23 protein-coding genes are annotated in these 26775 nt (G+C 70.8%); 17 read left to right on the forward strand and 6 right to left on the reverse strand.

The annotated features are described in order from the left end of the window. The first annotated feature begins 4 nt into the window (after nucleotides 1-4). On the forward strand, nucleotides 5-1162 hold the full coding sequence (gene cydB / locus D9R14_RS06430; protein ID WP_121622494.1) for a cytochrome d ubiquinol oxidase subunit II: 1158 nt from the start codon (nucleotides 5-7) through the stop codon (nucleotides 1160-1162). A 12-nt stretch (nucleotides 1163-1174) separates the two neighbouring features. Further along, nucleotides 1175-1291 (forward strand): cytochrome bd-I oxidase subunit CydX, encoded by a 117-nt coding sequence (gene cydX / locus D9R14_RS06435; protein ID WP_121622495.1) that lies wholly within the window; start codon nucleotides 1175-1177, stop codon nucleotides 1289-1291. Nucleotides 1292-1306: 15 nt separating this feature from the next. Here cydX and D9R14_RS06440 read toward each other — a convergent pair whose 3' ends face one another. Continuing rightward, nucleotides 1307-1843 (reverse strand): MerR family transcriptional regulator, encoded by a 537-nt coding sequence (locus tag D9R14_RS06440; protein ID WP_121622496.1) that lies wholly within the window; start codon nucleotides 1841-1843, stop codon nucleotides 1307-1309. A gap of 77 nt (nucleotides 1844-1920) precedes the next feature. On the opposite strand from D9R14_RS06440, the gene D9R14_RS06445 reads away from it, so the two are divergent. The 5 genes from D9R14_RS06445 (at nucleotide 1921) to D9R14_RS06465 (ending at nucleotide 8438) form a co-directional block, all read left to right on the forward strand. Beyond that, nucleotides 1921-4191 carry a heavy metal translocating P-type ATPase gene (locus tag D9R14_RS06445; protein WP_121622497.1) on the forward strand — a complete coding sequence of 757 codons (2271 nt, stop codon included), beginning with the start codon at nucleotides 1921-1923 and terminating at the stop codon, nucleotides 4189-4191. 113 nt (nucleotides 4192-4304) lie between these two features. After that, on the forward strand, nucleotides 4305-4670 hold the full coding sequence (locus tag D9R14_RS06450) for a MarR family winged helix-turn-helix transcriptional regulator (RefSeq protein ID WP_245420603.1): 366 nt from the start codon (nucleotides 4305-4307) through the stop codon (nucleotides 4668-4670). Between the two features lie 131 nt (nucleotides 4671-4801). After that, nucleotides 4802-5815 carry an aldo/keto reductase gene (locus D9R14_RS06455; RefSeq protein WP_121622499.1) on the forward strand — a complete coding sequence of 338 codons (1014 nt, stop codon included), beginning with the start codon at nucleotides 4802-4804 and terminating at the stop codon, nucleotides 5813-5815. A gap of 32 nt (nucleotides 5816-5847) precedes the next feature. Beyond that, nucleotides 5848-7035, forward strand: a complete 1188-nt coding sequence (locus D9R14_RS06460) for a thiolase family protein (RefSeq protein ID WP_121622500.1) — start codon at nucleotides 5848-5850, stop codon at nucleotides 7033-7035. 20 nt (nucleotides 7036-7055) lie between these two features. Continuing rightward, nucleotides 7056-8438: an MATE family efflux transporter gene (locus D9R14_RS06465; protein WP_121622501.1), complete on the forward strand. Its 1383-nt coding sequence runs from the start codon at nucleotides 7056-7058 to the stop codon at nucleotides 8436-8438. Nucleotides 8439-8452: 14 nt separating this feature from the next. Here D9R14_RS06465 and D9R14_RS06470 read toward each other — a convergent pair whose 3' ends face one another. Then, nucleotides 8453-9265 carry an SRPBCC family protein gene (locus D9R14_RS06470; protein ID WP_121622502.1) on the reverse strand — a complete coding sequence of 271 codons (813 nt, stop codon included), beginning with the start codon at nucleotides 9263-9265 and terminating at the stop codon, nucleotides 8453-8455. Between the two features lie 88 nt (nucleotides 9266-9353). Continuing rightward, nucleotides 9354-10496, reverse strand: coding sequence for a zinc-dependent alcohol dehydrogenase family protein (locus tag D9R14_RS06475; protein WP_121622503.1), 1143 nt, complete (start codon nucleotides 10494-10496; stop codon nucleotides 9354-9356). A 132-nt stretch (nucleotides 10497-10628) separates the two neighbouring features. Here D9R14_RS06475 and D9R14_RS06480 point away from each other — a divergent pair, with 132 nt between their 5' ends. Genes D9R14_RS06480 through D9R14_RS06490 form a run of 3 tightly spaced genes read left to right on the forward strand, consistent with a single transcriptional unit; the run spans nucleotide 10629 to nucleotide 14385 of the window. Beyond that, the gene (locus tag D9R14_RS06480; RefSeq protein WP_121622504.1) at nucleotides 10629-11504 is read left to right on the forward strand and encodes an FAD binding domain-containing protein; all 876 of its coding nucleotides are present in this window, start codon (nucleotides 10629-10631) and stop codon (nucleotides 11502-11504) included. Then, nucleotides 11474-11983, forward strand: coding sequence for a (2Fe-2S)-binding protein (locus D9R14_RS06485; RefSeq protein ID WP_121622505.1), 510 nt, complete (start codon nucleotides 11474-11476; stop codon nucleotides 11981-11983). Before D9R14_RS06480 ends, D9R14_RS06485 begins: the two co-directional genes overlap by 31 nt. Continuing rightward, the gene (locus D9R14_RS06490) at nucleotides 11980-14385 is read left to right on the forward strand and encodes a xanthine dehydrogenase family protein molybdopterin-binding subunit (protein ID WP_121622506.1); all 2406 of its coding nucleotides are present in this window, start codon (nucleotides 11980-11982) and stop codon (nucleotides 14383-14385) included. The genes D9R14_RS06485 and D9R14_RS06490 overlap by 4 nt, the downstream gene beginning before the upstream one ends. A gap of 42 nt (nucleotides 14386-14427) precedes the next feature. On the opposite strand, the gene D9R14_RS06495 is transcribed toward D9R14_RS06490, so the two are convergent. Next, entirely contained in the window at nucleotides 14428-15069 is a 642-nt protein-coding gene (locus tag D9R14_RS06495; RefSeq protein WP_170168530.1) for a TetR/AcrR family transcriptional regulator, read from the reverse strand. A 93-nt stretch (nucleotides 15070-15162) separates the two neighbouring features. Between D9R14_RS06495 and D9R14_RS06500 the strand changes: the two genes are divergently transcribed. From D9R14_RS06500 to D9R14_RS06510, 3 genes are all read left to right on the forward strand, one after another. Beyond that, nucleotides 15163-16149 (forward strand): aldo/keto reductase, encoded by a 987-nt coding sequence (locus D9R14_RS06500; RefSeq protein ID WP_121622508.1) that lies wholly within the window; start codon nucleotides 15163-15165, stop codon nucleotides 16147-16149. Between the two features lie 168 nt (nucleotides 16150-16317). Beyond that, nucleotides 16318-16944 (forward strand): PadR family transcriptional regulator, encoded by a 627-nt coding sequence (locus tag D9R14_RS06505; RefSeq protein WP_121622509.1) that lies wholly within the window; start codon nucleotides 16318-16320, stop codon nucleotides 16942-16944. Between the two features lie 188 nt (nucleotides 16945-17132). After that, nucleotides 17133-18074 (forward strand): alpha/beta fold hydrolase, encoded by a 942-nt coding sequence (locus tag D9R14_RS06510; RefSeq protein WP_121622510.1) that lies wholly within the window; start codon nucleotides 17133-17135, stop codon nucleotides 18072-18074. Nucleotides 18075-18161: 87 nt separating this feature from the next. Here the strand turns inward: D9R14_RS06510 and hisN are convergent, their stop codons facing one another. Beyond that, a complete protein-coding gene (hisN, locus tag D9R14_RS06515) occupies nucleotides 18162-18944 on the reverse strand; it encodes a histidinol-phosphatase (RefSeq protein ID WP_121622511.1) in 783 nt (260 codons plus the stop codon). Nucleotides 18945-20931: 1987 nt separating this feature from the next. Beyond that, nucleotides 20932-21819, reverse strand: coding sequence for an N-formylglutamate amidohydrolase (locus D9R14_RS06520; protein ID WP_121622512.1), 888 nt, complete (start codon nucleotides 21817-21819; stop codon nucleotides 20932-20934). A gap of 257 nt (nucleotides 21820-22076) precedes the next feature. Between D9R14_RS06520 and cpdR the strand changes: the two genes are divergently transcribed. The 4 genes from cpdR to purN all read left to right on the forward strand — a co-directional run bounded on the left by cpdR (nucleotide 22077) and on the right by purN (nucleotide 26762). Beyond that, the gene (gene cpdR, locus D9R14_RS06525; RefSeq protein ID WP_121622513.1) at nucleotides 22077-22439 is read left to right on the forward strand and encodes a cell cycle two-component system response regulator CpdR; all 363 of its coding nucleotides are present in this window, start codon (nucleotides 22077-22079) and stop codon (nucleotides 22437-22439) included. Between the two features lie 250 nt (nucleotides 22440-22689). Further along, nucleotides 22690-24567: an ABC-F family ATP-binding cassette domain-containing protein gene (locus tag D9R14_RS06530; RefSeq protein WP_121622514.1), complete on the forward strand. Its 1878-nt coding sequence runs from the start codon at nucleotides 22690-22692 to the stop codon at nucleotides 24565-24567. 456 nt (nucleotides 24568-25023) lie between these two features. Beyond that, entirely contained in the window at nucleotides 25024-26115 is a 1092-nt protein-coding gene (purM, locus tag D9R14_RS06535) for a phosphoribosylformylglycinamidine cyclo-ligase (RefSeq protein WP_121622515.1), read from the forward strand. Continuing rightward, a complete protein-coding gene (purN, locus tag D9R14_RS06540) occupies nucleotides 26112-26762 on the forward strand; it encodes a phosphoribosylglycinamide formyltransferase (RefSeq protein WP_121622516.1) in 651 nt (216 codons plus the stop codon). The genes purM and purN overlap by 4 nt, the downstream gene beginning before the upstream one ends. Nucleotides 26763-26775: the final 13 nt, after the last annotated feature.

Here is a 26775-nt window from a genome sequence, read left to right on the forward strand (position 1 = left end):
ACCCATGATCCTTCACACCCTCATCGACTACGACACCCTGCGCGTGATCTGGTGGCTGCTGCTCGGCGTGCTGCTGATCGGCTTCGCCATTATGGACGGGTTCGATCTCGGCACCGCCATCCTGCTGCCGTTCGTCGCCAAGACCGACCTCGAACGGCGCGTGGTCATCAACGCCGTCGGCCCGGTCTGGGAAGGCAACCAAGTGTGGCTGATCCTCGGCGGCGGCGCCATCTTCGCCGCCTGGCCACCGCTCTATGCGGTCTCGTTCTCGGGCTTCTACCTCGCGATGTTCGCGATCCTGTTCGCGCTCATCCTGCGGCCCGTGGGCTTCAAGTATCGCTCCAAGCGCGAGAGCGCTTCATGGCGCAGCGGCTGGGACTGGGCGCTGTTCGTCGGCGGCCTCGTGCCGGCGCTGGTGATGGGCGTGGCCGTGGGCAACGTGCTTCAGGGCGTGCGCTTCCACTTCGACACCGACCTGCGGATCTTCTACGACGGGAGCACCCTGTTCGAGCTGCTCAACCCCTACGGCCTTCTGTGCGGGCTGCTGTCGGTGGCGATGCTCGCCATGCACGGCGCCGGCTGGCTGGCGCTGAAGACCGACGGCGCGGTCGCCGGCCGCGCCCGCGCCGTCGGCCGCATCGCCGCGGTCGCCACCGTCGCGCTGTTCGCCCTCGGCGGCGCGTGGCTGTGGCTCGCCGGCATGGGCTATCACATCGTCGGCACGATCCCGGCGGACGGCCCCTCCAACCCGCTGGCCAAGACGGTGGCACTCGCCCCGGGGGCCTGGCTCGCCAACTTCTCCGCCCATCCCTGGATGCTGGCGGGGCCGGCGCTGGGCGTCCTCGGCGCGCTGGGAAGTCTCGCGCTGCTCGGCTCGCGCTCCCAGGGCGGGGCGTTCCTCGCAAGCTCGGCGTCGATCTTCGGGATCATCTCGACGGTGGGACTTTCCATGTTCCCCTTCATCCTGCCGTCGTCGGTGGACCTGCGCTCCAGCCTGACGGTGTGGGATGCCTCGTCGAGCCATCTCACCTTGTTCATCATGCTGGTCTGTGCCGCGATCTTCGTGCCGATCGTCCTCGCCTACACCGCGTGGGTCTACCGCGTGCTCTGGGGCAAGGTGGACGCGCGCGCGATCGCCGACGACAGCAGCCACGCCTACTGAGGGAGACGCGTCATGTGGTACTTCGCCTGGATGCTCGGGCTGCCGCTCGCGGCCGCCTTCGCGGTGCTCAACGCCATGTGGTACGAGCTGATGGAGGACAAAGCCGCCAAGCGGCCGAACCGGACGTAGGCTGCCGTCGCGCACTCACCCCTTGGGCGGCTGCCGCCGCTTCGCCGCCCGGACCGGCATTTCCGCCGGCCCGGCGGCCGCTGCATGGAAGCGGCAATGGGCATGGTCGGCCAAAGTCTCGATCACCCGGCAGTCGGCCACCCGGCCGTGGGCGCAGGCCTCGACCATCTGCGCCAGCTCCGCCTCCAGCGCCTTGAGCGCCGAGATGCGCCGGCGCACTTCTCCGAGCCGCGCGCCGGCGATGGCGTCGGCCTCGGCGCACGACTGGTCCGGGCGGTCCTGGAGCTGCAGCAGCGTGCGGATGGCGTCGAGCTCGAACCCGAGTTCGCGCGCATGGCGGATGAAGACGAGCCGCTTCACCGCGTCCGCCCCGTAGAGCCGGCGGTTGCCCTCGGTGCGCGGCAGCGGCGGCAGGAGGCCGGCCTCTTCGTAGAAACGGATGGTGGGAACCTTCACGCCGCTTGCCCGCGCCGCAGCGCCGATGCTCTGGAGCGCATCCGGCGGTTTGTTCGCGCTGGCCGGGTGTGCCGGTCCTGCCGTGCGGTTGGACATGGGACTTGCTCCTCTAGTCGCTAGAGCATTTAGGGTGCCGGCCGAAGGAATGGAAGGGCGAGCAGAAAGGCCGCAGGATGAACGCTCCGCAGGTTCTCAGCCGGTTCCGCGTCACGGGCATGGACTGCGCCTCCTGCGCCGCCAAGATCGAGGGCGCGGGGCAGCGGGTGGAGGGCATCACCGAGATCTCCGTCTCGGTGGCGGCCGGCACGGTGTCGGTGCGGCACGCGGAAGGGCTCGACCTGACGGCTCTGACGCGCCGCCTCGCGCCCATGGGCTACACGCTCGCGCCCTTGCCCGCGACCGGCGCTCCGGCCGAGGCACAGCCGGAGGCGGGCGCCTGCTGTGGGCACGATCATCATGGCCACGACCACGGACACGCGGGGCACGCCCATGACGATCGGACGCCGCCTGCGGCAGGCGATGCGGATGTGACGGCCAATGCCCACCCGCCGGGCGGCCACGACCATGCCGCGCCGGCAGACGGGCGGTGGTGGACCACCGCCAAGGCGCGCCTGACGCTGGCGAGCGGCGCGGCGCTGGCAGCGGCGTTCGGCGCCGGCTTCCTCCTGCCGGCCGCGAAGGACTGGATCTTCATCGTCGCGATGCTGGTCGGCCTCGTGCCCATCGCCCGCCGCGCCATCGCGGCGGCGGGCAACGGAATGCCGTTCACCATCGAGATGCTGATGACCATCGCCGCGGTCGGCGCGGTGGTCATCGGCGCGGCCGAAGAGGCGGCGGCGGTGGTGTTCCTGTTCCTGGTGGGCGAGCTGCTGGAAGGGGTTGCGGCCGGCCGCGCCCGCGCCGGCATCCGCGCGCTGGCGGCGCTGGTGCCCAAGACCGCGCTGGTCGAGCGCGACGGGACCACGCGCGAAATCCCGGCAGACCGGCTTGTTTTGGGCGACGTCGTCCTGGTCCGTCCCGGCGAGCGCATCGCCGCCGACGGCGTGGTGCTGTCCGGCGAGAGCGGCGTCGACGAGAGCCCGGTCACGGGCGAGAGCGCGCCGGTGGCGAAGGAGCCCGGCGCCGCGGTGTTCGCCGGCACGGTGAACGGCGAGGCGGCGCTGCGCATCCGGGTGACCGCGGCGGCGCAGGACAACACCATTGCCCGCGTGGTCCGCCTGGTGGAGGAGGCGCAGGAGGCGCGCGCGCCCACCGAGCGCTTCATCGACGGCTTCGCGCGCTACTACACGCCCGCGGTGGTGGCGGTGGCGGCGCTGGTGGCGGTGGCGCCGCCGCTCGCCTTCGGCGCCGGCTGGGACGAATGGATCTACAAGGGCCTCGCCATCCTGCTCATCGGCTGCCCGTGCGCGCTGGTCATCTCCACCCCGGCCGCCATCGCTTCCGGCCTTGCCGCCGGTGCCCGGCGCGGGCTCCTGATGAAGGGCGGCGCGGTGCTGGAGACGGCGCGCAAGGTCACGGTCGTGTGCTTCGACAAGACCGGCACCCTCACCGCGGGCAAGCCGCAGGTGACCGACATCCTCGCCGCCGGACGGCCCGAGGTCGAGGTCCTGGCGCTCGCCGCCGCGCTGGAGGCGGGATCGAGCCATCCGCTGGCCCACGCCATCCTGTCCCGTGCCGAGGCCGAGGGCATCGCGCCGGTTCCGGCCGAGGCGGCGAAGGCCATGGGCGGCAAGGGCGTCTCGGGCCTGGTCGAGGGCCGGGAGGTGTTCCTGGTCTCGCCCCGCGCCGCCGCCGCGCTGGCGCCGCTCGGCCCGGAGCTGGAGGCGCGCATCGCCGACCTCAACAGCGCGGGCAAGACCTGCTCCGTGGTGGTGGCGGACGGCGCCGTCGCGGGCGTGATCGCCATGCGCGACGAGCCGCGCCCGGACGCCGCCGACGGGATAAGCGCGCTGGCGGCGCAGGGCATCCGCACCCTCATGCTCACCGGCGACAACCGGCGCACCGCCGAGGCCATCGGCGCGGCGCTCGGCATCGAGGTGCGCGCCGAGCTGCTGCCGCAGGACAAGCTCGACGCGGTCGGCGCGCTGAAGCGCCAAGGCGCGGTGGTGGCGAACGTGGGCGACGGCATCAACGACGCCCCCGCCCTCGCGGCCGCCGACATCGGCATCGCCATGGGCGGCGGCACCGACGTGGCGCTGGAGACGGCGGACGCCGCGGTGCTGCACGGCCGGGTGAAGGACGTGGCGGCGATCATCGACCTCTCCCGTCGCACCATGGGCAACATCCACCAGAACATCGCCATCGCGCTCGGGCTGAAGGCGGTGTTCCTGGTGACCACCATCGCCGGCATCACCGGCTTGTGGCCGGCCATCCTCGCCGATACCGGGGCTACCGTGCTGGTGACGCTCAACGCACTGCGGCTGCTCTCGGCCCGCCCAGGCTGAGGCGCGGCCCGGCGCCGCTTCCGGCGGAGGCGGCACAGGCGGGCTGGACAAAGGGCGCTTCCGGGCATATACCCACATTCATGACGTCTCCCTGCTATTGTGCCAATCTGAGGATGGCGGCCCGGAAGATCTCGGCGCGCTATGACGAGGGCCTGGCGCCCTCCGGCATCAACGTCGCCCAGTACGGGCTGCTGCGCCGGATTGCCCGCACCGAGGGCATCAGCCTTACGGAACTCGGCGCCCTTTCCGGGCTCGACCGCTCCACCATCGGCCGGAACGTGCGGGTGCTGGAGCGCATGAAGCTGGTGAAGTCGGGCCGCGGCAAGGACCAGAGGGAGGCGGTCGTTAGGCTCACCGAGACCGGATCGGCGACGCTCGCCGCTGCGACACCGCTCTGGCAGGCCTGCCAGAAGGAGGTGGAGGACCGTTTCGGCCCGGACAATCTGAAGCTGCTGCAGGAGGCCCTCGAAGCCCTCTGACCGCTCGTTTTTCGCCCTTTTGCAGGTATATGCCCGCAAATCGCTCGTCCCTGCGCGGCCTCAGGCCGGGCAGGCATTTCCTCATCCCCCTGGGTTGCTGCCCCGCCGCACCCCGCATGGTGAACAGACACATGGACTATATCCCCTTCGGACGCACCGGCCTGATGGTCTCGAAGATCGCCCTCGGCACCGCGACCTTCGGTACCGGCTGGGGCTATGGCGCCGACGCCGCGACCGGCGCCGCCATCTTCAACGCCTATGACGAGGCGGGCGGAAACTTCATAGACACGGCCGACGTCTACCAGTTCGGCCAGTCCGAGGAGATGCTCGGCGGTCTGCTCGACGGCCGCCGGGAGCGGTTCGTGCTCGCCACCAAGTTCGCGAACGGCGACAAAGCGGGCGCGGACCGGCTTGTCACCGGCAATAGCCGCAAGGCCATGGTCGCCTCGCTCGAAGCGAGCCTCAAGCGCCTCAGGACGGATCGCGTCGACCTGTTCTGGGTGCACCATCCCGACGGCGTGACGCCGGCCGAGGAGATCGTGCGCGGGCTCGACGACCTGGCCCGCGCCGGCAAGATCCTGTTCGGCGGCCTGTCGAACTTTCCCGCCTGGCGCCTCGCCCGTGCGGCGACGCTCGCCGAGATGAGCCGCGCGGCGCCCATCGCCGCGGCCCAGTTCGAGCATTCCCTGGTCCATCGCGCCCCCGAGGCTGACCTGTTTCCCGCCGCGCGCGCACTCGGGATGGGGATCGTCACCTGGTCTCCGCTCGGCGGCGGCGTGCTCACCGGAAAGTACCGGCGCGGCGAGACCGGCCGTGCCGAAGCATTGGGCGGGCGCGTGTTCCAGGCCGAGAACTCGGCGCAGCGCTCGGCGGTCGTCGACACCGTGCTCGACATCGCCGGCGCCCGCGGCGTGCCGCCCGACCAGGTGGCGATCGCGTGGGCCGCGAGCCATCCGAGCGTGCCCATGATCGGGCCGCGGACGCTCGACCAGCTGAAGAGCAACCTCGCCGCGCTGTCGCTTGCGCTCTCCGGCGACGAGCTCTCCCGTCTCGACGCCGCGAGCACGCTTGAGGGATCGTTCCTGCCGGAGGTTGCCCCCCAATTCGCGGACCGCCCGCCGGCCGGCGCGGTTCCCGTCGCCTGAGCCCTGCTCGCGCGACCGAAGGAGAACTTCCGATGACAACCTCAGCCGACATCCTCATCACCCAGCCGGTGCGCACCGCCATCGGCGCCTATAACGGGGCGCTGAAGGGCACCCCCGCCACCGAGCTCGGCGCCGTGGTGGTGCGCGAGACCCTGCGCCGTGCCGGCCTCGCTCCGGACCGCATCGGCTCGGTCATCATGGGCAACGTGATCCAGGCCGGAAACCGCATGAACCCGGCCCGCCAGGCGGCGATCGGAGGCGGCCTCCCGGTTTCGGTGCCGGCCATGACCGTCAACCGCGTGTGCGGCTCCGGGGCGCAGGCGATCCTCACCGCGGCCCAGGAGATCGGTGCCGGAGACATCGAGGCCGCGGTGGCCGGCGGCATGGAGAACATGGACCGCGCGCCCTACCTGATGGACGGCGGGCGCTGGGGCTACCGCATGGGTCCGGCGACCATCCTCGACAGCATGCTGACGGACGGCCTCAACGACGCCTTCTCCGGCGCGCATTCCGGCTGGCACACCGAGGACCTCGTGGCGCAGATGCAGATCAGCCGCGCCGACCAGGACGCCTTCGCCGCACGCTCGCAGGAGCGCTTCGCCGCAGCCCAGGCGGCGGGCTGCTTCACGGATGAGATCGTCGCCGTGGAGGTGAAGGGCCGCAAGGGTCCGGAGCGCTTCGACACCGACGAGGCGCCACGCCCGGAGACCACCCGGGACATCCTCGCCCGGCTGAAGCCCGCCTTCCGGCCCGACGGCACCATCACCGCCGGCAACGCGCCGGGGCTCAACAGCGGCGCGGCGGCCATGGTGGTGTCGCGCCGCGGCTTCGCCGATGCCAACGGCCTCGCGCCGCTCGGCCGCTTGGCCGGCCACGGCGTCGCGGCGGTGGAGCCGGGGCTGTTCGGCCTCGGCCCGGTGCCGGCCGTGCGCAAGGCGCTGGACCGCGCCGGCTGGTCGCTGGGCGATATCGAGCGGATCGAGATCAACGAGGCGTTCGCCGCCGTGCCGCTGGCCGTGGCGCGCACGCTCGGCCTGCCGGAAAACATCGTCAACGTGGAGGGCGGCGCGGTGGCGCACGGCCATCCCATCGGCGCCACCGGCGCCGTGCTGGTGACGCGGCTGCTCCACGGCATGCGCCGCGACGGCATCCGCCGAGGCATGGTCACGCTGTGCATCGGCGGCGGCCAGGGCATCGCCCTCGCCCTCGAAACCGCCTGAGCCGCCACGAAAGGCCGAAGATGACCGACGCGACCGTCTCTCCGCCCGCCCCCGGCGCTCCGTCGCTCGAAGGCCGCACCCGCCGCCTGGTGGAAGCGCCCATGCTGCCGCTGCTGCTCTCCATGGCATGGCCCAACATGCTCATCATGGTGGCGCAGGCGGCCACCGGGCTGATCGAGACCTGGTGGATCGCGCACCTCGGCACCGACGCGCTCGCCGGCATGGCGCTGGTGTTTCCGCCGGTGATGCTGATGACCATGATTTCCGCCGGCGCCATGGGCGGCGGCATCTCCTCCGCCGTCGCCCGGGCGCTGGGCGCCGGACGGCGCGACGAGGCGGATGCGCTGGTGCTGCACGCGCTGGTCATCAACGCCGCTTTGGGCATCGCCTTCTCGCTCGTCTTCCTCCTGTTCGGGCGGCCCATCTACACCGCGCTCGGCGGCACCGGAGGCGCCCTGGAGGCGGCGCTCGTCTATTCCAACATGGTGTTCGCGGGCATCGTCTTCGTGTGGCTCATGAATGCGCTGGCGAGCGTGATCCGCGGTACGGGCGACATGCTGTTCCCCGCCATCGTCATCTGCGTGGGCGTCGTGTTTCTGGTGCCGGCCTCGCCGGTGCTGATCTTCGGGCTCGGCCCCATTCCCGGCCTCGGCGTGGCCGGCGGCGGGGTGGCGCTGACGCTGTTCTACGCGGTCGGCACGCTCGCCATGGCGTGGCGCGTCGCCTCCGGGCGCAACCCCGCACGCTTCCGCTGGGTGCGCCTGCGCTGGGCGCTCATGAAGGGCATCCTGAAGGTCGGCGCGGTCTCGGCCATCGCCTCCATCCAGACCAACCTCACCATCGCCGGGGCGACTGCGCTCGTGGCGGCGGCGGCCGGCGTCGAGGCGGTGGCGGGGTTCGGCACCGGCGCGCGGCTCGAATACCTGCTGATCCCTCTCATCTTCGGCATCGGCGCGCCGCTGGTGGCGCTGGTGGGCACCAATATCGGCGCCGGGCGCGGCGACCGGGCGCTCTCCATCGCGCTGCTCGGCGGCGGGCTCGCCTTCCTGGTCACCGAGGCGATCGGCATCGCCGCGGCGCTGTGGCCGCACGCGTGGCTGTCGCTGTTCAGCGACGACCCGGCCATGATCGCCGCCGGCAGCCAATATCTGCGGATCGTCGGGCCGGCCTACGGCTTCTTCGGCCTCGGCCTGTCGCTCTATTTCGCCTCGCAGGGCGCGGGGCGGCTGTTCTGGCCGCTGGCAAGCGGCTTCCTGCGCGTCGCGCTGGCGCTGGGCGGGGGCTGGCTCGCCCTCGCGCTCACCGGCTCGCTCCTGGCTCTGTTCGCGGCGCTCGCCGTAGCGCTGGTCGCGTACGGACTGACCATCCTCGCCGCGGTGCGCTCCGGCGCCTGGTTCAGGTAGGGCCGGCGCGCGGCTCAGGCGCGCCGGCCGTCGAGCCGCCCGAACAGGTAGCCGATGGCGGCGACGACGATCAGCAGGACCGCGAGCAGGAACGCGCCTGAGACCGGCAGCCCCCCGCCCGCCGACTGCGACATGCCGCCGAAGACGAAGCCGGCGATGGCGAAGACGCCCATGAGCACGCCGAGCGCCAGCGGCCGCAGCGCGCCGGTCTCCGGCGCGGCCGGAGGAGCGGCCGGCGCGGCGGCGCGCGGAGCCTGCGCCGGTGCGATGGCGGGCGGCGGCTCGGATGCGGTCGCTGCCGGAGCGGGCGTGCCGGCAGGGGCGGCGGCTGCCGAAGCAGGCTCCTGCGGGGATTCCTGCGGCGCAGGCGCGGCGTCCTGGGCCTGCCGGGCCAGCACCTCCTGCGCGAAGCGCTTGAAGAAGGCGCCGGACATCTGCTTCGCCGTGGCGTCGATGAGGCGCGCGCCCAACTGGGCGAGCTTGCCGCCCACCTGCGCCTCCACCTCGTAGCGCAGGATGGTCTCGGCGCCGTCCTCCTCCAGGCTCACCTTGGCATCGCCCTTGGCGAAGCCGGCGACGCCGCCCTGGCCCTCGCCCGAGATGCGGTAGCTCTTCGGCGGGTCGAGGTCGAGCAGCGTCACCGCGCCGGAGAAGCGCGCGCTGACGGGGCCGACCTTCAGCACCACGGTCGCGGTCATCTCGGTGTCGGAGAGCTTGTTCAGCTCCTGGCAGCCGGGAATGCAGGCTTTCAACACCTCGGGGTCGTTCAGCGCCCGCCACACCGCGTCCCGCGGGGCGGGAATGCGCTGCTCGCCGGTCATGTCCATGAAGTCGTCTCCCGTTCGGCGCGTGCTCTATCATCAAATGAGAAGGCGATTCACCGATCAAATTGGTTCAATTTGATCGGATCGCGCTCTAGCCGCCGAAATCCACCACGAGGCGCACCACCGAGCCGTCGTGCAGCCGGTCGAAGCCAGCGTTGATCTCGTCAAGCGGGATCGCGCCGCTCATCAGCTTGTCCACCGGCAGGCGGCCGGACTTGTAGAGGTCCACATAGCGCGGCAGATCGCGCACCGGAACGCAGGTGCCGATATAGCTGCCCTTCACCGTGCGCTCCTCCGCCACCAGGCTGACGATGTTCACCGGCAGCGTCGCTTCGGGCGGCGGCAGGCCGGCGGTGACCGTGGTTCCGCCGCGCTTGGTCATCTTGTAGGCGTTCTCCAGCGCCCGCGCGGAGCCGGCGAACTCGAAGGCGAAGTCCGCCCCGGCGCCGCCCGCATGAGCACGGACCTGTTCCACCGCGTCGGGGGCGCGGGCATCCACCACGGCCGTGGCGCCGAGCGCCTTGGCGAGTTCGAGCTTCTCCGGCGAAAGGTCCACCGCCACCACCTTGGTGGCGCCGGCGGCGATGGCGCCGAGCACGGCGGCAAGGCCGACGCCGCCGAGGCCGATTACCGCGACGCTCTCGCCCGGCTGCACCCGCGCGGTGTTGATGACCGCGCCGACGCCGGTGAGCACCGCGCAGCCGAACAGAGCGGCGATGGGCAGCGGGATGTCGCGGTCGATCTTCACCAGCGAGCGGCGCGAGACCACCGCATGGTCGGCGAAGGCGGAGCAGCCGAGATGGTGGTGCACGTCGGAATGGTCGTGGCCGCACATGTGCAGGCGGATGGCGCCGGTGAGCAGACGCCCCTTGCCGTTCGCCACCGCGCCCGGCTCGCACAAGGCCGGGCGGCCTTCGGCGCAGGGCAGGCAGTGGCCGCAGCTCGGCATGAACACCATCACCACATGGTCGCCGGGCACCAGGTCCTCGACGCCCGCGCCCACCTCCACCACGGTGCCCGCCGCCTCGTGGCCGATGGCCATGGGCATGGGCCGCGGGCGCGAGCCGTTGATGACCGAGAGGTCGGAATGGCACAGGCCGGCGGCGCCGATCTTCACCAGCACCTCGCCGGCGCCGGGCCGGTCCAGCTCCAGTTCCTCGATCTTGAGGGGCTCGCTCTTGGCGTAGGGATGCTCCGCGCCCATCTGGCGCAGGACGGCGGCTTTGATCTTCATTGCGGCGAATTCCTCCGTGGATTCCGCATGCCGCCCGGTCGCGCTGATCGGCGCGGCGGCTTGACACCCTCTAACATAGTTCAATAATGCAAGTAACTCTGGAATGAAAGCGCAGATGCCGGAACTCGACGCATGAAGCCCGCCCGGTTCGACTATGTCCGCGCCGAAACCGTCGCCCATGCGGGCGAGATTTTGGCGGCGGCCGGGGGCGACGGCAAGGTGCTGGCCGGCGGGCAGAGCCTCATGCCCATGATCAACTTCCGCTTGGTCAAGCCCACGGTGCTGGTGGACATCAACCACATCGCCGGGCTCGACACGATCGCGCTCGATGGCGGCCGCCTCAGGCTCGGCGCGCTGGTGCGGCACCGCATGACGGCGGAGGACGGACTGGTGAAGGCGCACGTCCCTGTGCTCCATCACGCCATGAAGCACGTGGCGCATCTCACCGTGCGCAACCGCGGCACCTTCTGCGGCAGCGTCTGCCATGCCGATCCCGCCGCCGAGATGCCCATGATGACCCTGCTGCTCGACGGGCTGATGCACACCGCCTCGTCGCGGGGAACGCGGGCGGTCGCGGCGCGCGACTTCTTCGTCGGCTCGCTCGTCACCGCCTTGGAGCCGCACGAGATGGTCACCGCCATCGAGATCGACGCTTTGCCCCCCGGCGCCGGCTGGGGCTTCGAGGAGTTCGCGCGGCGCCACGGCGACTACGCGCTCGCCAGCGTCGCCGTCGTGCTGGAACGCCAGGGCGGCCACGCCCGCAACGTGCGCGTCGCCACCATGGGCGTGGGCGAGATGCCGGCGCGCATGGACACGGTGGAAGCCGCCCTCGAAGGCTCGGCCATGGACGACCGCGCGCTCGACGGCGCGGTGGACCTGCTGCGGGCGGCGGTTGCGCCCAATTCGGACCTCAACGCCTCGGCCGACTACCGCCGGCACCTGGTCGGCGCGCTCGCCCGCCGCGCGCTCGCCGACGCATGGTCCCGCGCCACGGAGACGGCCCAGTGAGCGCCCGCGCCGAGATCACCGTCACCGTCAACGGCATCGCCTACACCCGCGCGGTCGACCCGCGCCTGCTGCTGTCCGACTTCCTGCGGCAGGAGATCGGCCTCACCGGCACGCATGTGGGCTGCGAGCACGGCGTGTGCGGCGCCTGCACCATATTGCTCGACGGGCGCAGCGCCCGCTCCTGCCTGCTTCTGGCGGTGCAGCTCGACGGCGCCGCCATCGAGACCGTGGAGAGCCTCGGCGCCATGGACCGGCTCGGCCGCGTCCAGGAGGCGTTCCGCGCCCACCACGCGCTGCAGTGCGGCTTCTGCACGCCGGGCTTCCTCATGACCATCACCGACATGCTGCGGCACCACCCGCTGGAAAGCGACGCCGAGATCCGGGAGGCGCTCTCCGGCAATGTCTGCCGCTGCACCGGCTACGAGCACATCGTGAACGCGGTGCGCGAACTCGCCCGCGAGCGGGGGCCGCTCAAGTGACCGACGCTCCCAGGACCGCCGACGCCTCGGTCGAGCTGCGCCCCAAGCTCGTCGGCCAGCGCATCAGGCGCACCGAGGACCCGCGTTTGCTGACCGGCTCCGGGCGCTATGTGGACGACATCGCGCTGCCCGGCATGCTGCACGTGGCGGTGCGCCGCTCGGACCAGCCGCATGCGCGCATCCTCTCCATCGACGTGGGCGATGCGTTCGCCATCCCCGGCGTGGTCGCCATCTTCGACGCGCGTGACATTGCCGGCGACATCCGCCCCGCCATCCCCACCTCGCGCATGGACGGCTATTACGCGACGCCGATCCGCCCGCTGGCGCAGGACAAGGTGCGCTACACCGGCGAGCCGGTGGTGGCGGTCGTGGCGGAGAGCCGCTATGCCGCCGAGGACGCGCTGGATCAGATCGCCATCGCCTACGAGCCTTTGCCCTTCGCGATCCGGCAGGTGGACGCGGTGGAGCCCGGCGCGCCGCTGCTGCACGAGGAGGCGGGCAGCAACGTCATCATCGCCCGCCAGTTCCAGCGTGGCGACGTGGACGCGGCCATCGCCGCGGCGCCGGTCACCGTGCGCAGGCGCTTCCGCATGACGCGCAAGACCCCGGTGCCGATGGAGAACCGCTCCTATCTCGCCGACTGGGACAAGAGGAAGCGCGCGCTCACGCTCCACACCTCCTCCAACATCCCAGGAATCGTGCGCGACGTGCTCGCCGACTGCCTCGATCTGCCCGGCAACCGCCTGCGGGTGGTGGCGCCGGACGTGGGCGGCAGCTTCGGCGGCAAGGGCTCGCTGAACCACGAGGAGATGCTGGTCTGCGTGCTGGCGAAGAAGCTGGAGCGTCCGGTGAAGTTCACCGCCGACCGCATGGAGGACCTCACCGCCATGAGCCAGGCGTTCGACGAGCTGATCGACGCCGAGCTGGCGGTGGACGCGGAGGGCCGGCTCATCGGCCTGCGCGCGGACGTGATCGGCGATATCGGCGCCTATTCCGTCTATCCCTGGACCGGGGCGCTGGAGCCGGTGCAGGTGGTCAGCTTCCTGCCCGGCCCCTACCGCATGCAGCACTATCGCGGACGGGTGCGCGGCGTGCTCACGCCGAAGCCGCCGACCGGCCCCTATCGCGGCGTCGGGCGGCCCTCCTCCACCTTCGCCATGGAACGCCTGATCGACATGGCCGCGCGGAAGCTCGGCCTGGACCCGGCGGAGATGCGCCGGCGCAACCTCGTGACGGCGGAAGAATTTCCCTACCGCACCGGCTCCGGCATCATCTGGGACAAGTCCGCGTTCCAGGAGTGCCTGGAAGGCGCATGCGCGGACTATCCGGCGCTGGTGAAGGCGCGCGACGCCGCTCGCGCCGAGGGGCGCTGGGTGGGCATCGGCCTTGCGAGCTATGCGGAGCTGACCGGCATCGGCTCGCGCATCGCGGTGGCGCCGGGCATGCCGATCAACACCGGCACCGAGACCGCAGCCATCCGCATCGACGCCACCGGCGCGGTGACGGCCGCGTTCGGCATCTCCTCCCATGGCCAGGGCCTGGAGACGACGCTTGCCCAGATCGTCGCGGACGAATTGGGCTGCCGGTTCGAGGACGTGGAGATCCTGCACGGCGACAGCGCCCTCGTGCCCATGGGCACCGGCACCTATGCCAGCCGCTCGGCGGTGCTCGGCGGCGGCGCCGCCACCAAGAGCGCCCGCGTGGTGAAGACCAAGGTGCTGAAGGCCGCCGCCCACCTCATGGACGTGCCGATGGAGGAGCTGGAGGCCGGGAACGGCCTCATCCGCGCCCGCTCCTCCAACGCCACCATGACCTTCAAGGAGGTGGCGCGGGCGGTCTATTCGCAGATGGGCCGCATCCCCTACGACCAGCGCGAGGACCTCGTCGCCGAGGAGACCTACGACCCCTATCTCGGCACGGCCTGCGCCTCCACCCACCTCGCCATGGTGGAGGTGGACCGCGACACGTTCGGCGTCACCGTCACCCATTTCGTGGTGGCGGAGGATTGCGGACGCATCATCAACCCGCTGATCGTCGAGGGGCAGGTGCACGGAGCGGTGGCGCAGGGCATCGGCGCGGCGCTGCTGGAAGAGGTGGTGCACGACGAGACCGGGCAGTTGCTCACCGCGAGCCTTGCCGACTACCTCGTGCCGGTGGCCACCAACATGCCGGACATCGGCATCGTCCATATCGAGGCCGATCTGCCGAACAATCTCGGCGGCTTCCGCGGCATGGGCGAGGGCGGCACCATCGGCGCGCCGGCGGCGATCGCCAACGCGATCTCGGATGCGCTCTCCCCCCTCGGCATCGAGATCGACACCCTGCCGGCGACGCCCGAGCGCCTGTTCCGGCTGGTGGAGGCGGCGCAGGCGGGGATGGCGCAGGACAAGCCGGCCGGATGACGCCGCTGCCCGCGTGAAGGCGTCATGCTCCGCATGCGCCCCTCAGGGCTTCAGCGTCGCCGTGATGGCGCGCTCGACCGTGGCGTCGGCGTCAAACGCCACGGGCACGCCGAGCACGCGGGGCCAGAACAGCGGCTCCTTGATGGCGCCGAGGAACTGGGCCGCGGCCAATTCGGGATCGGCGCCCGGCGCGAGGCGGCCCTCCTGCGCGAGCGTCGAGAAATAGCCGTGCAGCGCCTTGACCACAGGCTCCTTGCCGGCGGCGAAATAGGCCTGCGACAGTTCCGGGAAGCGCGGCGCCTCGGCGATGACGAGGCGCAGCAGCGGGATCACGTCCGGCCGGTCCCAGTGGTCCTTCAGCCCATCCACATAGGCGCGCAGCACAGCGCGCGGGCAGCCGGCGGTCTCCGCCGGCAGCGGCGGGGCGCGGGTGAGGTGGGACCAGGCTTCGTCGATCACCGCCGCGAACAGGTCCGCCTTGCTCTCGAAGTGCTGGTAGAGCGTGCGCTTGGAGACCGGCGCGGCGGCGGCCACCGCATCCATGGAGGTGGCGCCGTAGCCCTTCTCCAGGAACAGGACGCGCGCGGCGGAAAGGATGCGCGCGCCGGTGCCGCGCGGGTCGCGGCGGCGGGCCGCGCGCAGGCCGATGCCGGGGGCGGCGGGAGATGCAGGCGCGTCGCTCATTGACTTATGTAAACTATTCGGTGTACTTTTTGACCAGCCCGGCCGAATTCCCCAGCCGGGCCTTTCATCCATCCAATCTCCAGGAGGTCCCCCATGGACCACCGCCCCCTCGGTCGCTCGGGTCTTTCCGTGTCCGCCATCGGCCTCGGCTGCATGGGCATGTCCGAATTCTACGGCCCCAGCGACGATGAGCAGTCGCTCGCAACCCTAGCAGCGGCGCTCGATCTCGGCATAAATTTCTTCGATACCGCCGACATGTACGGCTCCGGTCAGAATGAGCGCCTGCTTTCGCGCTTCCTGAAAGGGCGGCGCGACAAGGTGGTTCTCGCCACCAAGTTCGGCCTCGTGCGTGGGCCGAACGGCGAGCGCCTCGGCGTCAGCGGCGCGCCGGACTATGTGCGGTCGGCCTGCGACGCCAGCCTCGCCCGGCTGGGCGTCGACACCATCGACCTCTATTACCTGCATCGGGTCGATCCCAAGACACCCATCGAGGACACGGTGGGCGCCATGAAGGGCCTGGTGGAGGCCGGCAAGGTGCGCTTCCTCGGCCTGTCCGAATGCGCCGTGGAGACCCTGAAGCGCGCGCACAAGGTCCATCCCATCACCGCGGTGCAGTGCGAGTACTCGCTGTGGACCCGCGATCACGAGGGTGGGATGCTGGCGGCCTCCCAGGAGATCGGCGCCGCCTTCGTCGCCTACAGTCCGCTCGGGCGCTCGTTCCTGACCGGCGCGGTGGCGAGCACGGACAATCTGGCGGAGGGCGACTTCCGCCGCGCCAATCCGCGCTTCCAGGGCGAGGCGCTGGTGCAGAACCGCCGCCTCGTGGAGGCGCTCGCAGACTTCGCCGCGCAAAAGGGCGTGACCAGCGCGCAGATCGCCCTCGCCTGGATCCTGAACAAGCAGGACCACGTGGTGCCCATCCCCGGCACGCGGCGGGAGAAGTACCTCAGGGAAAACATCGCAGCGACCACGATCCGCCTCTCGGGCGCGGAGATCGCCGCGCTCGATACCCTGTTCGCGCCGGACAAGGTGGCGGGCCCGCGCTATGCGCCCGCCGGCATGGCCGCGCTGGGGCACTGATCGCCCACCGTCCCCGTCTTTCATCCGTCGAGACCAGACCGGCCGGATCGCGCTTGCGATCCGGCCGGTCTGCGTTCGCGCGTCCCGCTCAGCCTCTTGCATTCCAGATATATCTTACGATATAAAATCCGCAGTCATATCTTTCGACATATCTCAGGAGACGAAATCATGTTCGGATGCAGGTCCAGCTGGAATCCCGAGCGCTTCGCCGGCGGCCCCGGCCGCGGCGATTGGGGCCATCGCGGCGGCGGTGGCGGCGGACGCCATGGGCGCGGCGGCGGGGGCGACATGTTCCGCCTCGGCCGGATGCTCGCCCAGGGCGACCTCAAGCTGCTCGCTTTGTCGCTCATCGCCGAGCAGCCGCGGCACGGCTACGAGATCATCAAGCTGGTCGAGGAGAAGACCGCCGGCTGGTATTCGCCGAGCCCCGGCGTGGTCTATCCGACCCTTACCTTCCTGGAGGAGGCGGGCTACGTCACCGCCGAGGCGGACGGCGCGAAGAAGCGCTACGCCATCACCGAGGAAGGCCGCGCCTATCTCGCGCAGAACCGCGACTTCGCCGACGCCATCACCGGGCGCCTGTCGGAGATCGGCCTCAAGATGGGCCGCGTGCGCAAGTGGATGGGCTGGAGCGAGGACGGCCCGAGCCACGGCGCCGAGCTGCCGCGCCTCGTGGAGGCCGCGCTGGAAAACCTGCGCGATGTCGCCCAGCAGCGCCTCGCCGCCAATCGCGGCGCCGAGACCCGCATCGTCGAGATCCTCGCCCGCGCGGCGAACGACATCCGCGAGGCGTGATCCGCCGGGCGCGGGGCGGCGATGGCCCGCCCCGCGCCGGCAAGGCGGGGCCCTCTCCCGGCCGAGCGATGGCGGAGCCTGATCCAGGGTCCCCGGCTGCGGCAGGGCCGCGTTGTCGCCGGCGCCATCCTTATGTAACGGTGGGCGCGGGATCGCGCCCGCCCCGCCTCGCACGCCGTCGAGCCTTCATGACCCTTCATCCGACCCCGAGCAATCCCGTCCCGGAAGGCGCCGTCACGGGCGACATCACCACCTCGGACGGCGTGCGCCTGAGGTTCGCGCGCTTTCCGGCGCAGGACACGCTGCGCGGCACGGTGGCGGTGCTGCCCGGGCGCACCGAATTCATCGAGAAGTATTTCGAGGTGGTGCGCGACCTCCAGGCGCGCGGCTTCGCGGTGGCGGTGCTGGACTGGCGCAGCCAGGGCGGCTCGCAGCGCCTCGCCGGCAACCCGCGCAAGGGCCATGTGCGGCGCTTCTCCGACTATCTCGCCGACCTCGACGCCTTCGCCAAGCAGGTGCTTCTGCCCGACTGCCCGGCGCCGCACTTCGCGCTCGGCCATTCCATGGGCGGGACGATCCTCTTGGAGGCGGTGGTGGCCGGGCGGCGCTGGTTCGACCGCATGGTGCTGTGCGCGCCGATGCTCGGGCTGGAGGTGGTGCCCATGGAGGGCCTGGTGCGCCCTTTGGCGCGCGGCCTCTCGCTGGTCGGCTTCGCGCGCGCCTATGTGCCCGGCGGCGGATCCGCCGCCGTCACCGAGATGCCGTTCCAGAACAACATCCTCACCTCCGACGCCGCGCGCTACACCCGCACCGCCGAGATCGTGCGCGCCCACCCGGAGCTGGGCCTGGGATCACCCACCATCGGCTGGCTCGCGGCGGCCTATGAGAGCATGGGTCGGCTGGCCCACCCCGAGACCGTGGTCGGCATCCGCCAGCCGCTGCTGATGGTGGTGGCCGGTGCCGACCGGCTGGTGACCAACGACGCCATCGAGAAGCTCTCGGCGCGGCTGATCGCCGGCGCCCACGTGGTGGTGCCGGCGAGCCGGCACGAGATCCTGATGGAGCGCGAGCTGTTCCGCGCCCAGTTCTGGGCCGCCTTCGACGCCTTCATTCCCGGAACGCCGCTCTGAATCATTGGCAGAGAACGCGTTATCCGATCAGCTTGCCGTACAAGCTGATCGGCGCGTGCTCCGAACAGCCGGCGGCGGGCCGCAGGCTCAGGCGCCGAGCGCCTTCAGCGCCGCCGCGTGGGCCTTGCGGCTGCCGGCTGCGACCACGCGCCCGCCGGCCACGGCTGAGCCGCCCTCCCAATTGGTCACGACGCCGCCCGCCCCCTCGATGATCGGCACCAAGGCGATCACGTCGTGGTCCTGCAGATTGGTCTCGATCACGAGGTCGATCAGCCCGGCCGCTACCATGCAATAGGCGTAGCAGTCGCCGCCATAGCGCGAAAGGCGGACCCTGGCCTCGACCCGCTCGAAGGCGGCGCGGTCGGCCTCGTCCATGAGGCGCGGGCTGGTGGTGTAGAGCACCGCGTCCTCAAGGCGCTCGCAGTCGCGGGTGAACAGCGCGCGCTCGCCGGCCGGGCCTTGATAGCGCGCGCTCCGGCCGTCGCCGAAGAAGCGCTCGCCGATGAAGGGCTGGTGCATCATGCCGTAGACCGCCGCGCTTTCCTTCAGGAGGCCGATCAGCGTGCCCCAGGCGGGCAGGCCGGCGATGAACGACTTGGTGCCGTCGATGGGGTCGAGCGCCCAGACGTAGGGGGCGTCGGGGTTCAGGTTGTCGAACTCCTCGCCGATGATCCCGTGGTCCGGAAAGGTCGTTGTGATGAGCTGGCGCATGGCCTGCTCGGCGGCGCGGTCGGCCTCGGTGACCGGGTCGAAGGCGCGGCCGCGGCTCTTGTCCTCGATGCTGAGCGCGGTGCGGAAGAAGGGCAGGATCGCCTCCCCCGAGACGGTGGCCAGCTGATGGACGAAGGTATCGAAAGCCACGGCCGTCATGAAGGTCCACCTCGGGGTCGGAAGATTGCGTGCGCCGGTTGCCAGCGGCGGCACGTAAGCGCGGGAGGGGGGCTGTGCCAAGTGGGGGGCGGGGGCGGAAGACGATTTCGGGGGCGGGATCGTTCGCAGGTGCGGGAGACGGCACGGCGGCTACGACTAAAGATGAATGCCCATTGATTTCAAAGCCTCAGCCGCCGGCCAAGCGGGACCCCCCGCCGCCGGGGGCACTGGCTCAAACGCGGGCAGGCGCACGCACCGGCACCGCCCGTCCGGCAGGCAGAATGCGCTCAAGGTTTTGATTTAAATGGTTTTATTTATGCCCAAAGCTGCCTAAACAATCACCGCTGGGTGATCTTGCGGCACAAGGGGGGAAACCGCATATTAGTGCGGCGCGGCATTGCTTGTTGCAGTGCCGCTGCCCTCCTTGGGCGTTTCCTCCCTAGACTTGGGCCGCTCCGATTTCGTGAGCGGCCCCTTTCTTTTTGGGGGTCTGGAGCGGGCCGAGGCTGCGCGTCGGGCCGCGGCCCGCCGGTCCCGGAGAATTCTGCGAAATCCACCTGAATCCCGCGCGATCCGACGCGAATCTCGCCGAGTCCGGTCCCGGTTTCCCTGGTCACGCCGGTCCCGGTCGGGGGCAGCAAGGGCACGGCACGATTCGCTCCCAGAGGGAGGTATCAAGAGGCGACATGCACCCCTCGCCCATCCTCCTCCGTGCCCTCTCCCCATTCTCCTCGGTGCTCCCTGCCCCTGCTCCCCCGCATGCGAGAGAGGGAGTCGGGTTCGAGCTCTCCGATCCGATTCGGAGGGGAGGCGCTCGGGGGAGGAATCTCGTTCGGGTGCCCCGCTCCGATTCGGAGACGAGGCTCGCAGGCTTCAGCTTGGCCGTTTCGCGGCGTGCGGATGGGAGAGGGCTTGGAAGACGCGATCCGCAGGCGCGCACACCAAGGGAGGGCATCCTGAGCGCGACTGCACCTCGGCCGACCCATAACCCAAGCGCGACCGATCGGAAGCCCGAACGCCCGGCCGGCGGCCGGTGCCCTCAGATCATCGGGCCCGCCAACGCAAAACGGCGGGGCGCTACCGGCCGTCGAGCCGGTATCCCGCGGTGCACGCCCCGATTTCGACTCAAAGCGCCCCGGCGGGCGGTGCAGCAGCGTTCCGCTGCCTGGGCGGCGCGGAAATTCTTCTCATGGGATCAAGCGATTGCAAAAAATCCCGCCCGTGCGACATCCAGACACTTGCTTTCTGGCAGCGCAATGGGCTATTGCTGCACTGCGACATGGCGATTGGCGTCGCTGTGTCGCTGCCCTCCTTGGGCGTTTCCTCCCTAGACTTGGGCCGTTCGCTCGCGCGGACGGCCCCTTTCTTTTTCAAGACCGGTGTTCACCCCGGCTCCCGGCTTTCCGCCGGCTCGGCTCTTGCGGCCGGCTCCCCTGTCAAATCGCTGTCATGCGGGTCGCTGTGAAGGTCTGACGGTTCTGGAACCGCCGATCCCGCGTCTGCTGCCTGGCCTTTTGCGTTTTTTCCCTAGACTTGGCGCCCATGCTTAGACTTGACGTCTGTTCTTAAACTTGGCGTCCAAATGAGGCCTGCCGTCCATTTCCGGACATGGCCGGCCCGGACCTTGCCCGCCCCAGACTTTACCTGCCCCAGACCTTGCCGGCCTTCGACTTGGCATCCATCCCTAGACTTGAGCCGTTCTTCAGCTTCTGCCTGTTGTTCAGCCCGCGCAGACGAGGGCTGCTCTCCCCTCTGGGACCTCCCCGACGCAAAGGACGCCAACCGCCGCTCCAAGAGAGCGGGTGTCGCACTGCGGCCTTCGCGGAAGCAGATGGCCCTGTCCTTCTGGAACGTCTCCCCTGGCGCGGAGACCCGGTCATTTGCCGGCAATCACGGGGCAAGCAGGTGCCCTCGTCGGTCCACGGCAAATTGGTATATCTGCCATTCGAAAAACGCAAGGCACCTTTTTGACGAATTTCCGACAGACCTATTCCGCGGCGGCGCGGGGCGGCTCCAGCGCTTCGGAAACCGCCGCCATCAGGCGCGGAACCAGCGTGCCGATGTCGGTGCGCAGGGCGCCGAAGCCGGCGCTGCGCTCATAGATCGCCTCTTCCATGTAGAGGCCGCGGTTGATCTCGATCTGCACCGCGTGCAGGCCGGCGGAGGGGTTGCCGTAATGCTCGGTGATGTAGCCGCCCGCATAGGGCTTGTTGCGCACCACCCGATAGCCGAGGGCCAAGAGCTCGCGCTCCAGCGCATCCGTCACCGCCTCGGCGCAGCTCGTGCCGTAGCGGTCGCCGATCACGAAGTCGGCGCGCGCGGCGTCGTCGCGGGTGGAGACCGAGGGCATGGAATGGCAGTCCACCAGCACGCAGACGCCGAAGCGCCGCTGGGTGCGCGCCACCAGCCGGCGCAGCGCCTGGTGATAGGGCTTGTAATAGGCCTCGATGCGCTCCAGCCCCTCGGCCACGGCGAGCCGGCGCGGATAGATCTCCTGTGCGTCGCCCACCACGCGGGCGATGGTGCCGAGCCCGCCGGAAACGCGGATCGAGCGCGTGTTGGCGAACGGCGGCAGGCGGCCCTCGAACATGCGCGGGTCGAGCTCGTAGGGCTCGCGGTTGAGGTCGAGGAAGGCGCGGGGAAACAGCGCCCGCATCAGCGGCGCCCCCGCCTCCACCGCCGGCAGGAACAGCTCGTCCACGAAGCTGTCCTCGGAGCGGCGCAGGGTCGGGAAGTCGAGCTTGGCCTGCTCGACGAAGGCGCGCGGATAGATGCGCCCCGAATGGGGGGAGTTGAAGACGAGCGGCGTTGCAGCCTCGTCCGGCGCCAGGATCTCGAAGGCGGGGTCGATGGTGTCGGCGAGGCAGGCAGTCATCGCGCGCCGGCGGCTCCTTCGATACTTGGGAAAGAAGACCTTAACGGCGCCTCGCGCGGCTGGAAAGGCCAGATGGCATATTGCGTCCCGCAGGGTTAGCGTGGGCCAAGCGCGAGCGCTGCCGGGCTTCGGGCGCGAGCCGGAGGGCGATGACCCCCGGCGGCTTTCACCTCGAATTTACCCGTTGGCGCGAAGAAGGCCCATGCGTCCCCGCCGATCCGGGACGGCCGGCACACTGAATTTGAGGGGAACGGGGCGTGGCCAAGATCCTGCTCGCGGAAGACGACAACGACATGCGCCGCTTTCTCGTGAAGGCGCTGCAGAATGCGGGCTATTCCGTGGCGTCCTACGACAACGGCAAGTCCGCCTATGAGCGCATGCGCGAGGAGCCGTTCGAGCTTCTGCTCACCGACATCGTCATGCCCGAGATGGACGGCATCGAGCTGGCGCGCCGCGCCACCGAGCTCGATCCCGACCTGAAGGTCATGTTCATCACCGGCTTCGCCGCCGTGGCGCTGAACGCGGACGCGCACGCGCCCACCGAGGCCAAGGTGCTGTCCAAGCCGTTCCACCTGCGCGACCTGGTCGCCGAGGTGGGCAAGGTGCTCGACGCCGCCTGAGGCGGGCTGCGCCTCCTTGAAACACCGTCTCCAGACCGGTCATGGCCGGGCTTGTCCCGGCCATCCACGCCCCGCGGCCGGGCGCTCTCCATCGGACGCGGCGCGCGCGGCATGGCGTGGATGCCCGGCACGAGGCCGGGCATGACGGGGGGAGAAACCGCGGGCACGCGCGGAACTGCGCGGTCCTGACCCACCCCGCCGGACCGCCGAGCCTTGCGGAGGCCGGGCGCACCTGCGAAAAGGCGCGCCCATGATCGTTCTCGACGAAATCTCGCTGCGCCTCGCGGGGCGCCTGCTCATCGACCATGCCTCCGTGGCCATCCCCGAGGGTGCGCGCGTGGGCGTGGTCGGCCGCAACGGCTCGGGCAAGACCACGCTGTTCAAGGCCCTGGTGGGCGAGCTGGAGCTGGAGAGCGGCGCCATCCGCCTGCCGAGCCGCACCCGCATCGGCCGCGTCGCCCAGGAGGCGCCCGCCGGCCCCGACAGCCTGCTGGAGCGGGTGCTGGCCGCCGACACCGAGCGCGCGGCGCTGATGGCCGAGCGCGAGAGCGCCACCGACGGCACCCGCATGGCGGAGATCGAGACCCGCCTGATCGACATCGACGCCCATTCCGCCCCGGCGCGCGCCGCCACCATCCTGGCCGGCCTCGGCTTCGACGAGAGCGCGCAGTCGCGCCCGTGCGCGGAATTCTCCGGCGGCTGGCGCATGCGCGTCGCGCTCGCCGCGCTGCTGTTCACCGAGCCGGACCTGCTGCTGCTCGACGAGCCCACCAACTATCTCGACCTCGAAGGCACGCTCTGGCTGCAGGACTACCTCGCGAACTATCCGCGCACGGTCATCCTCATCAGCCACGACCGCGATCTGCTCGACACCTCGGTGGACCATATCCTCCACCTCGCGAACCAGAAGCTCACCCTCTACAAGGGCGGCTTCACCGGCTTCGACCGCCAGCGGCGCGAGCGGCTGCTGCTCGACCAGAAGGCGCGCAAGAAGCAGGACGCCAAGCGCGCCCACATGGAATCCTTCGTCGCCCGGTTCCGCGCCAAGGCGACCAAGGCCAAGCAGGCCCAGTCGCGCCTCAAGGCGCTGGCCAAGATGGAGCCGCTCTCGGCCGAGGTGTCCGACGAGGCGGCCTCCATCTCCATCCGCCATCCCGAGCGGCTGCTCTCCCCGCCCATCGTGGTGCTCGACCACGTGGCGGTGGGCTACGTGCCGGGCAAGCCGGTGCTGCGCGGGCTCGATCTGCGCATCGACGAGGACGACCGCATCGCCCTGCTCGGGCCGAACGGCAACGGCAAGTCCACCTTCGCCAAGCTCCTGGCCGACCGCCTGAAGGCGGACAGCGGCAACGTGGTGCGCGCCGACAAGCTGGAAGTGGCCTATCTCGCCCAGCACCAGCTCGACGAGTTGCACGCGGACGAGAGCCCGGCCCAGCATGTGCGGCGCCTGATGAAGGACGCGCCCGAATCGCGGGTGCGCGGGCGCGCCGCCGAGATGGGCTTTTCCGGTGGCGCCGCCGACACCAAGGTCTCCGCCCTCTCGGGCGGCGAGAAGGCGCGCCTGCTGCTCGGCCTCGCCTGCTTCAACGGCCCGCATCTGCTGATCCTCGACGAGCCGACCAACCATCTCGACATCGAGGCGCGCTCGGCGCTGATCGAGGCGCTGAATGACTTTCCCGGCGCGGTGATCCTGATCTCCCACGACCGGCATCTGCTGGAGGCGTGCGCCGAGCGGCTGTGGCGCGTCGCCGGCGGCACCGTGAAGCCCTATGACGGCGACCTCGACCAGTATCGCCGCGAGGTGCTCTCCAAGTCCGACGGCGACCGCATGACCGGCGACGGCCGCCGCGACCGCGCCGAGGCGCGGGCGGCGGAGGGCGGGGCGAAGCGGCGCACCGCCACAGGCCCCATCAAGAAGCGCATCCGCGAGCTGGAAGGCCAGGTGGACAAGCTGGAGAAGGAGATCGCCGAGATCGATCTCAAGCTCTCCGAGCCCGGCATGCACGCCAGGAAGCCCTTCGACGCCGCCCGCTTCGCCAAGGCGCGCGAGGAGGCGGTGGCCGCCCTGGGCCGCGCGGAAGAGGCCTGGCTCGCCGCCAGCGCCGAGCTGGAGGAGGCAGGCGGGTAGGCCATTTTCCGGCGCAGGCGGTGCGCCGCCTGTTTTGCCCGCTGCGCGGGAGTCTCCCCTGGACCCCGGCTCAGCGCTCCGGCTGCGCCGTCGCTTGTCCGGGGAACGACGGCTCTGCCGTCGCTGGGCCGGGAAACCACCCTCGTGCCCGGCCGACTGGAGCGGAGCGTCAGCGCAGCGGAAGGAGAGCCGGGGCCCAGCGCAAAAGGTCGCCGAAGGCGGCATCTCCCGCCGCAGGCGGGGCGCCTTGGGTTTTGCCCGCTGCGCGGAAGTCTCCCCTGGACCCCGGCTCGGCGCTCCGGCTCACGCCGTCGCTTGGCCGGGGAACGACACTGGCTGCGCGGTGCCCTGCGCCCGGCGCGCACCCCTCCCGCCTTGCCTTGCCCTTCATTCGCGGCTAGAGCGCCGTCTTCTGTGCAGCCGGCCGGCTCCAAGCGGCCCGAGCGCGAGGAGCCCATGGCTGAGGACGGACTTTCCTATCGGGACGCCGGCGTCGACATCGACGCCGGCAACCGGCTCGTCGATCTCATCAAGCCGCTGGTGAAGGCCACCGCCCGGCCGGGCGCGGGCGCGGACATCGGCGGCTTCGGCGGCGTGTTCGACCTCAAGGCGGCGGGTTTCAACGATCCGCTGCTGGTCGCCACCACCGACGGCGTCGGCACCAAGCTCAAGATCGCCATCGAGACCGGGGTGCACGACACCATCGGCATCGACCTCGTCGCCATGTGCGTCAACGACCTCGTGGTCCAGGGCGCCGAGCCGCTGTTCTTCCTCGACTATTTCGCCACCGGGCGGCTCGCGCCCGAGGTCGGCGCGCACATCGTCGCGGGCATCGCGCGGGCCTGCAAGGAGGCCGGCTGCGCGCTGGTGGGCGGCGAGACCGCCGAGATGCCCGGCATGTACCAGGACGGCGACTACGACCTCGCCGGCTTCTCGGTGGGCGCCGTGGAGCGCGCGGGCCTGCTGCCGCGCGCCGATGTGGGTCCGGGTGACGTGATCCTCGGCCTCGCCTCGGCGGGGGTGCATTCCAACGGCTATTCGCTGGTGCGCCGCATCGTCGAGCGCTCCGGCCTCGTGTGGGGCGACCCGGCGCCGTTCGCGCCGGGCGAGCGCCTCGGCGCGGCGTTGCTCACCCCGACCCGGCTCTATGTGAAGAGCACGCTCAGCGTGATCCGCGCCACCGGCGCGGTGAAGGCGCTCGCCCACATCACCGGCGGCGGCATCACCGAGAACCTGCCGCGCGTGCTGCCCGCGGGCACCATCGCCCGCATCGACCTTTCCAACCTGATCGTGCCGCCGGTGTTCCGCTGGCTCGCCGCCACCGGGGCCGTGGCGAGCGAGGAGATGCTGCGCGCCTTCAACTGCGGCGTCGGCATGGCCGTGGTGGCGGACGCCGCGCGCGCGGAGGAGGTGGCCGACGCCTTCGCCAATCAGGGCGAGAGCGTGATCCGCCTCGGCGTCATCGAGCCCGGCGCGGGCGCGGCCCATGTCGCCCATGTCGCCCATGTCGCCTATGACGGCGCCGCCGATTTCGGGTTCCCGGCATGACCAAGAAGCGCGTCGCCGTGCTCATCTCCGGGCGCGGCTCCAACATGGCGGCGCTGGTGAAGGCGGCGGAGCGGCCGGACTTCCCGGCCGAGATCTCGCTCGTCCTGTCCAACCGGGCGGATGCGGCGGGCCTCGCCTTCGCCGCCGAGCGCGGCATCGAGACCGTGGTGCTGAGCCACAAGAACTATGCCGACCGCCTCGCCTTCGACGCCGCGCTCGACGCGCAACTGCGCGTCACCGGCATCGACATCATCTGCCTCGCCGGCTTCATGCGCCTGCTCACGCCCTGGCTGGTGGAGCGCTGGCGCGACCGGATGATCAACGTCCACCCCTCGCTGCTGCCGGCCTTCAAGGGGCTCGACACCCACGCCCGCGCTTTGGCGCTGGGGGTGCGGTTTCACGGCTGCACGGTGCATTTCGTGCGCGCCGAGATGGACGAGGGGCCGATCATCCTCCAGGCGGCGGTGCCGGTGGAAGACGACGACACGCCTGACACGCTCGCCGCCCGGGTCCTGGTGCAGGAGCACGTGATCTACCCCAAGGGCCTGGAGCTGCTCGCCGCCGGCCGTCTCGCGGTGGAGGACGAGCGCGTCGCCATCGCCGGGGCGCGCGGCGGCCTGCCGACGCTGGTGGCGCCGGCGGTCTGAGGCGCGCTGCGCC

Origin of the sequence: Xanthobacter tagetidis (genome assembly GCF_003667445.1) — a bacterium.
Taxonomy (GTDB): Bacteria; Pseudomonadota; Alphaproteobacteria; order Rhizobiales; family Xanthobacteraceae; genus Xanthobacter; species Xanthobacter tagetidis.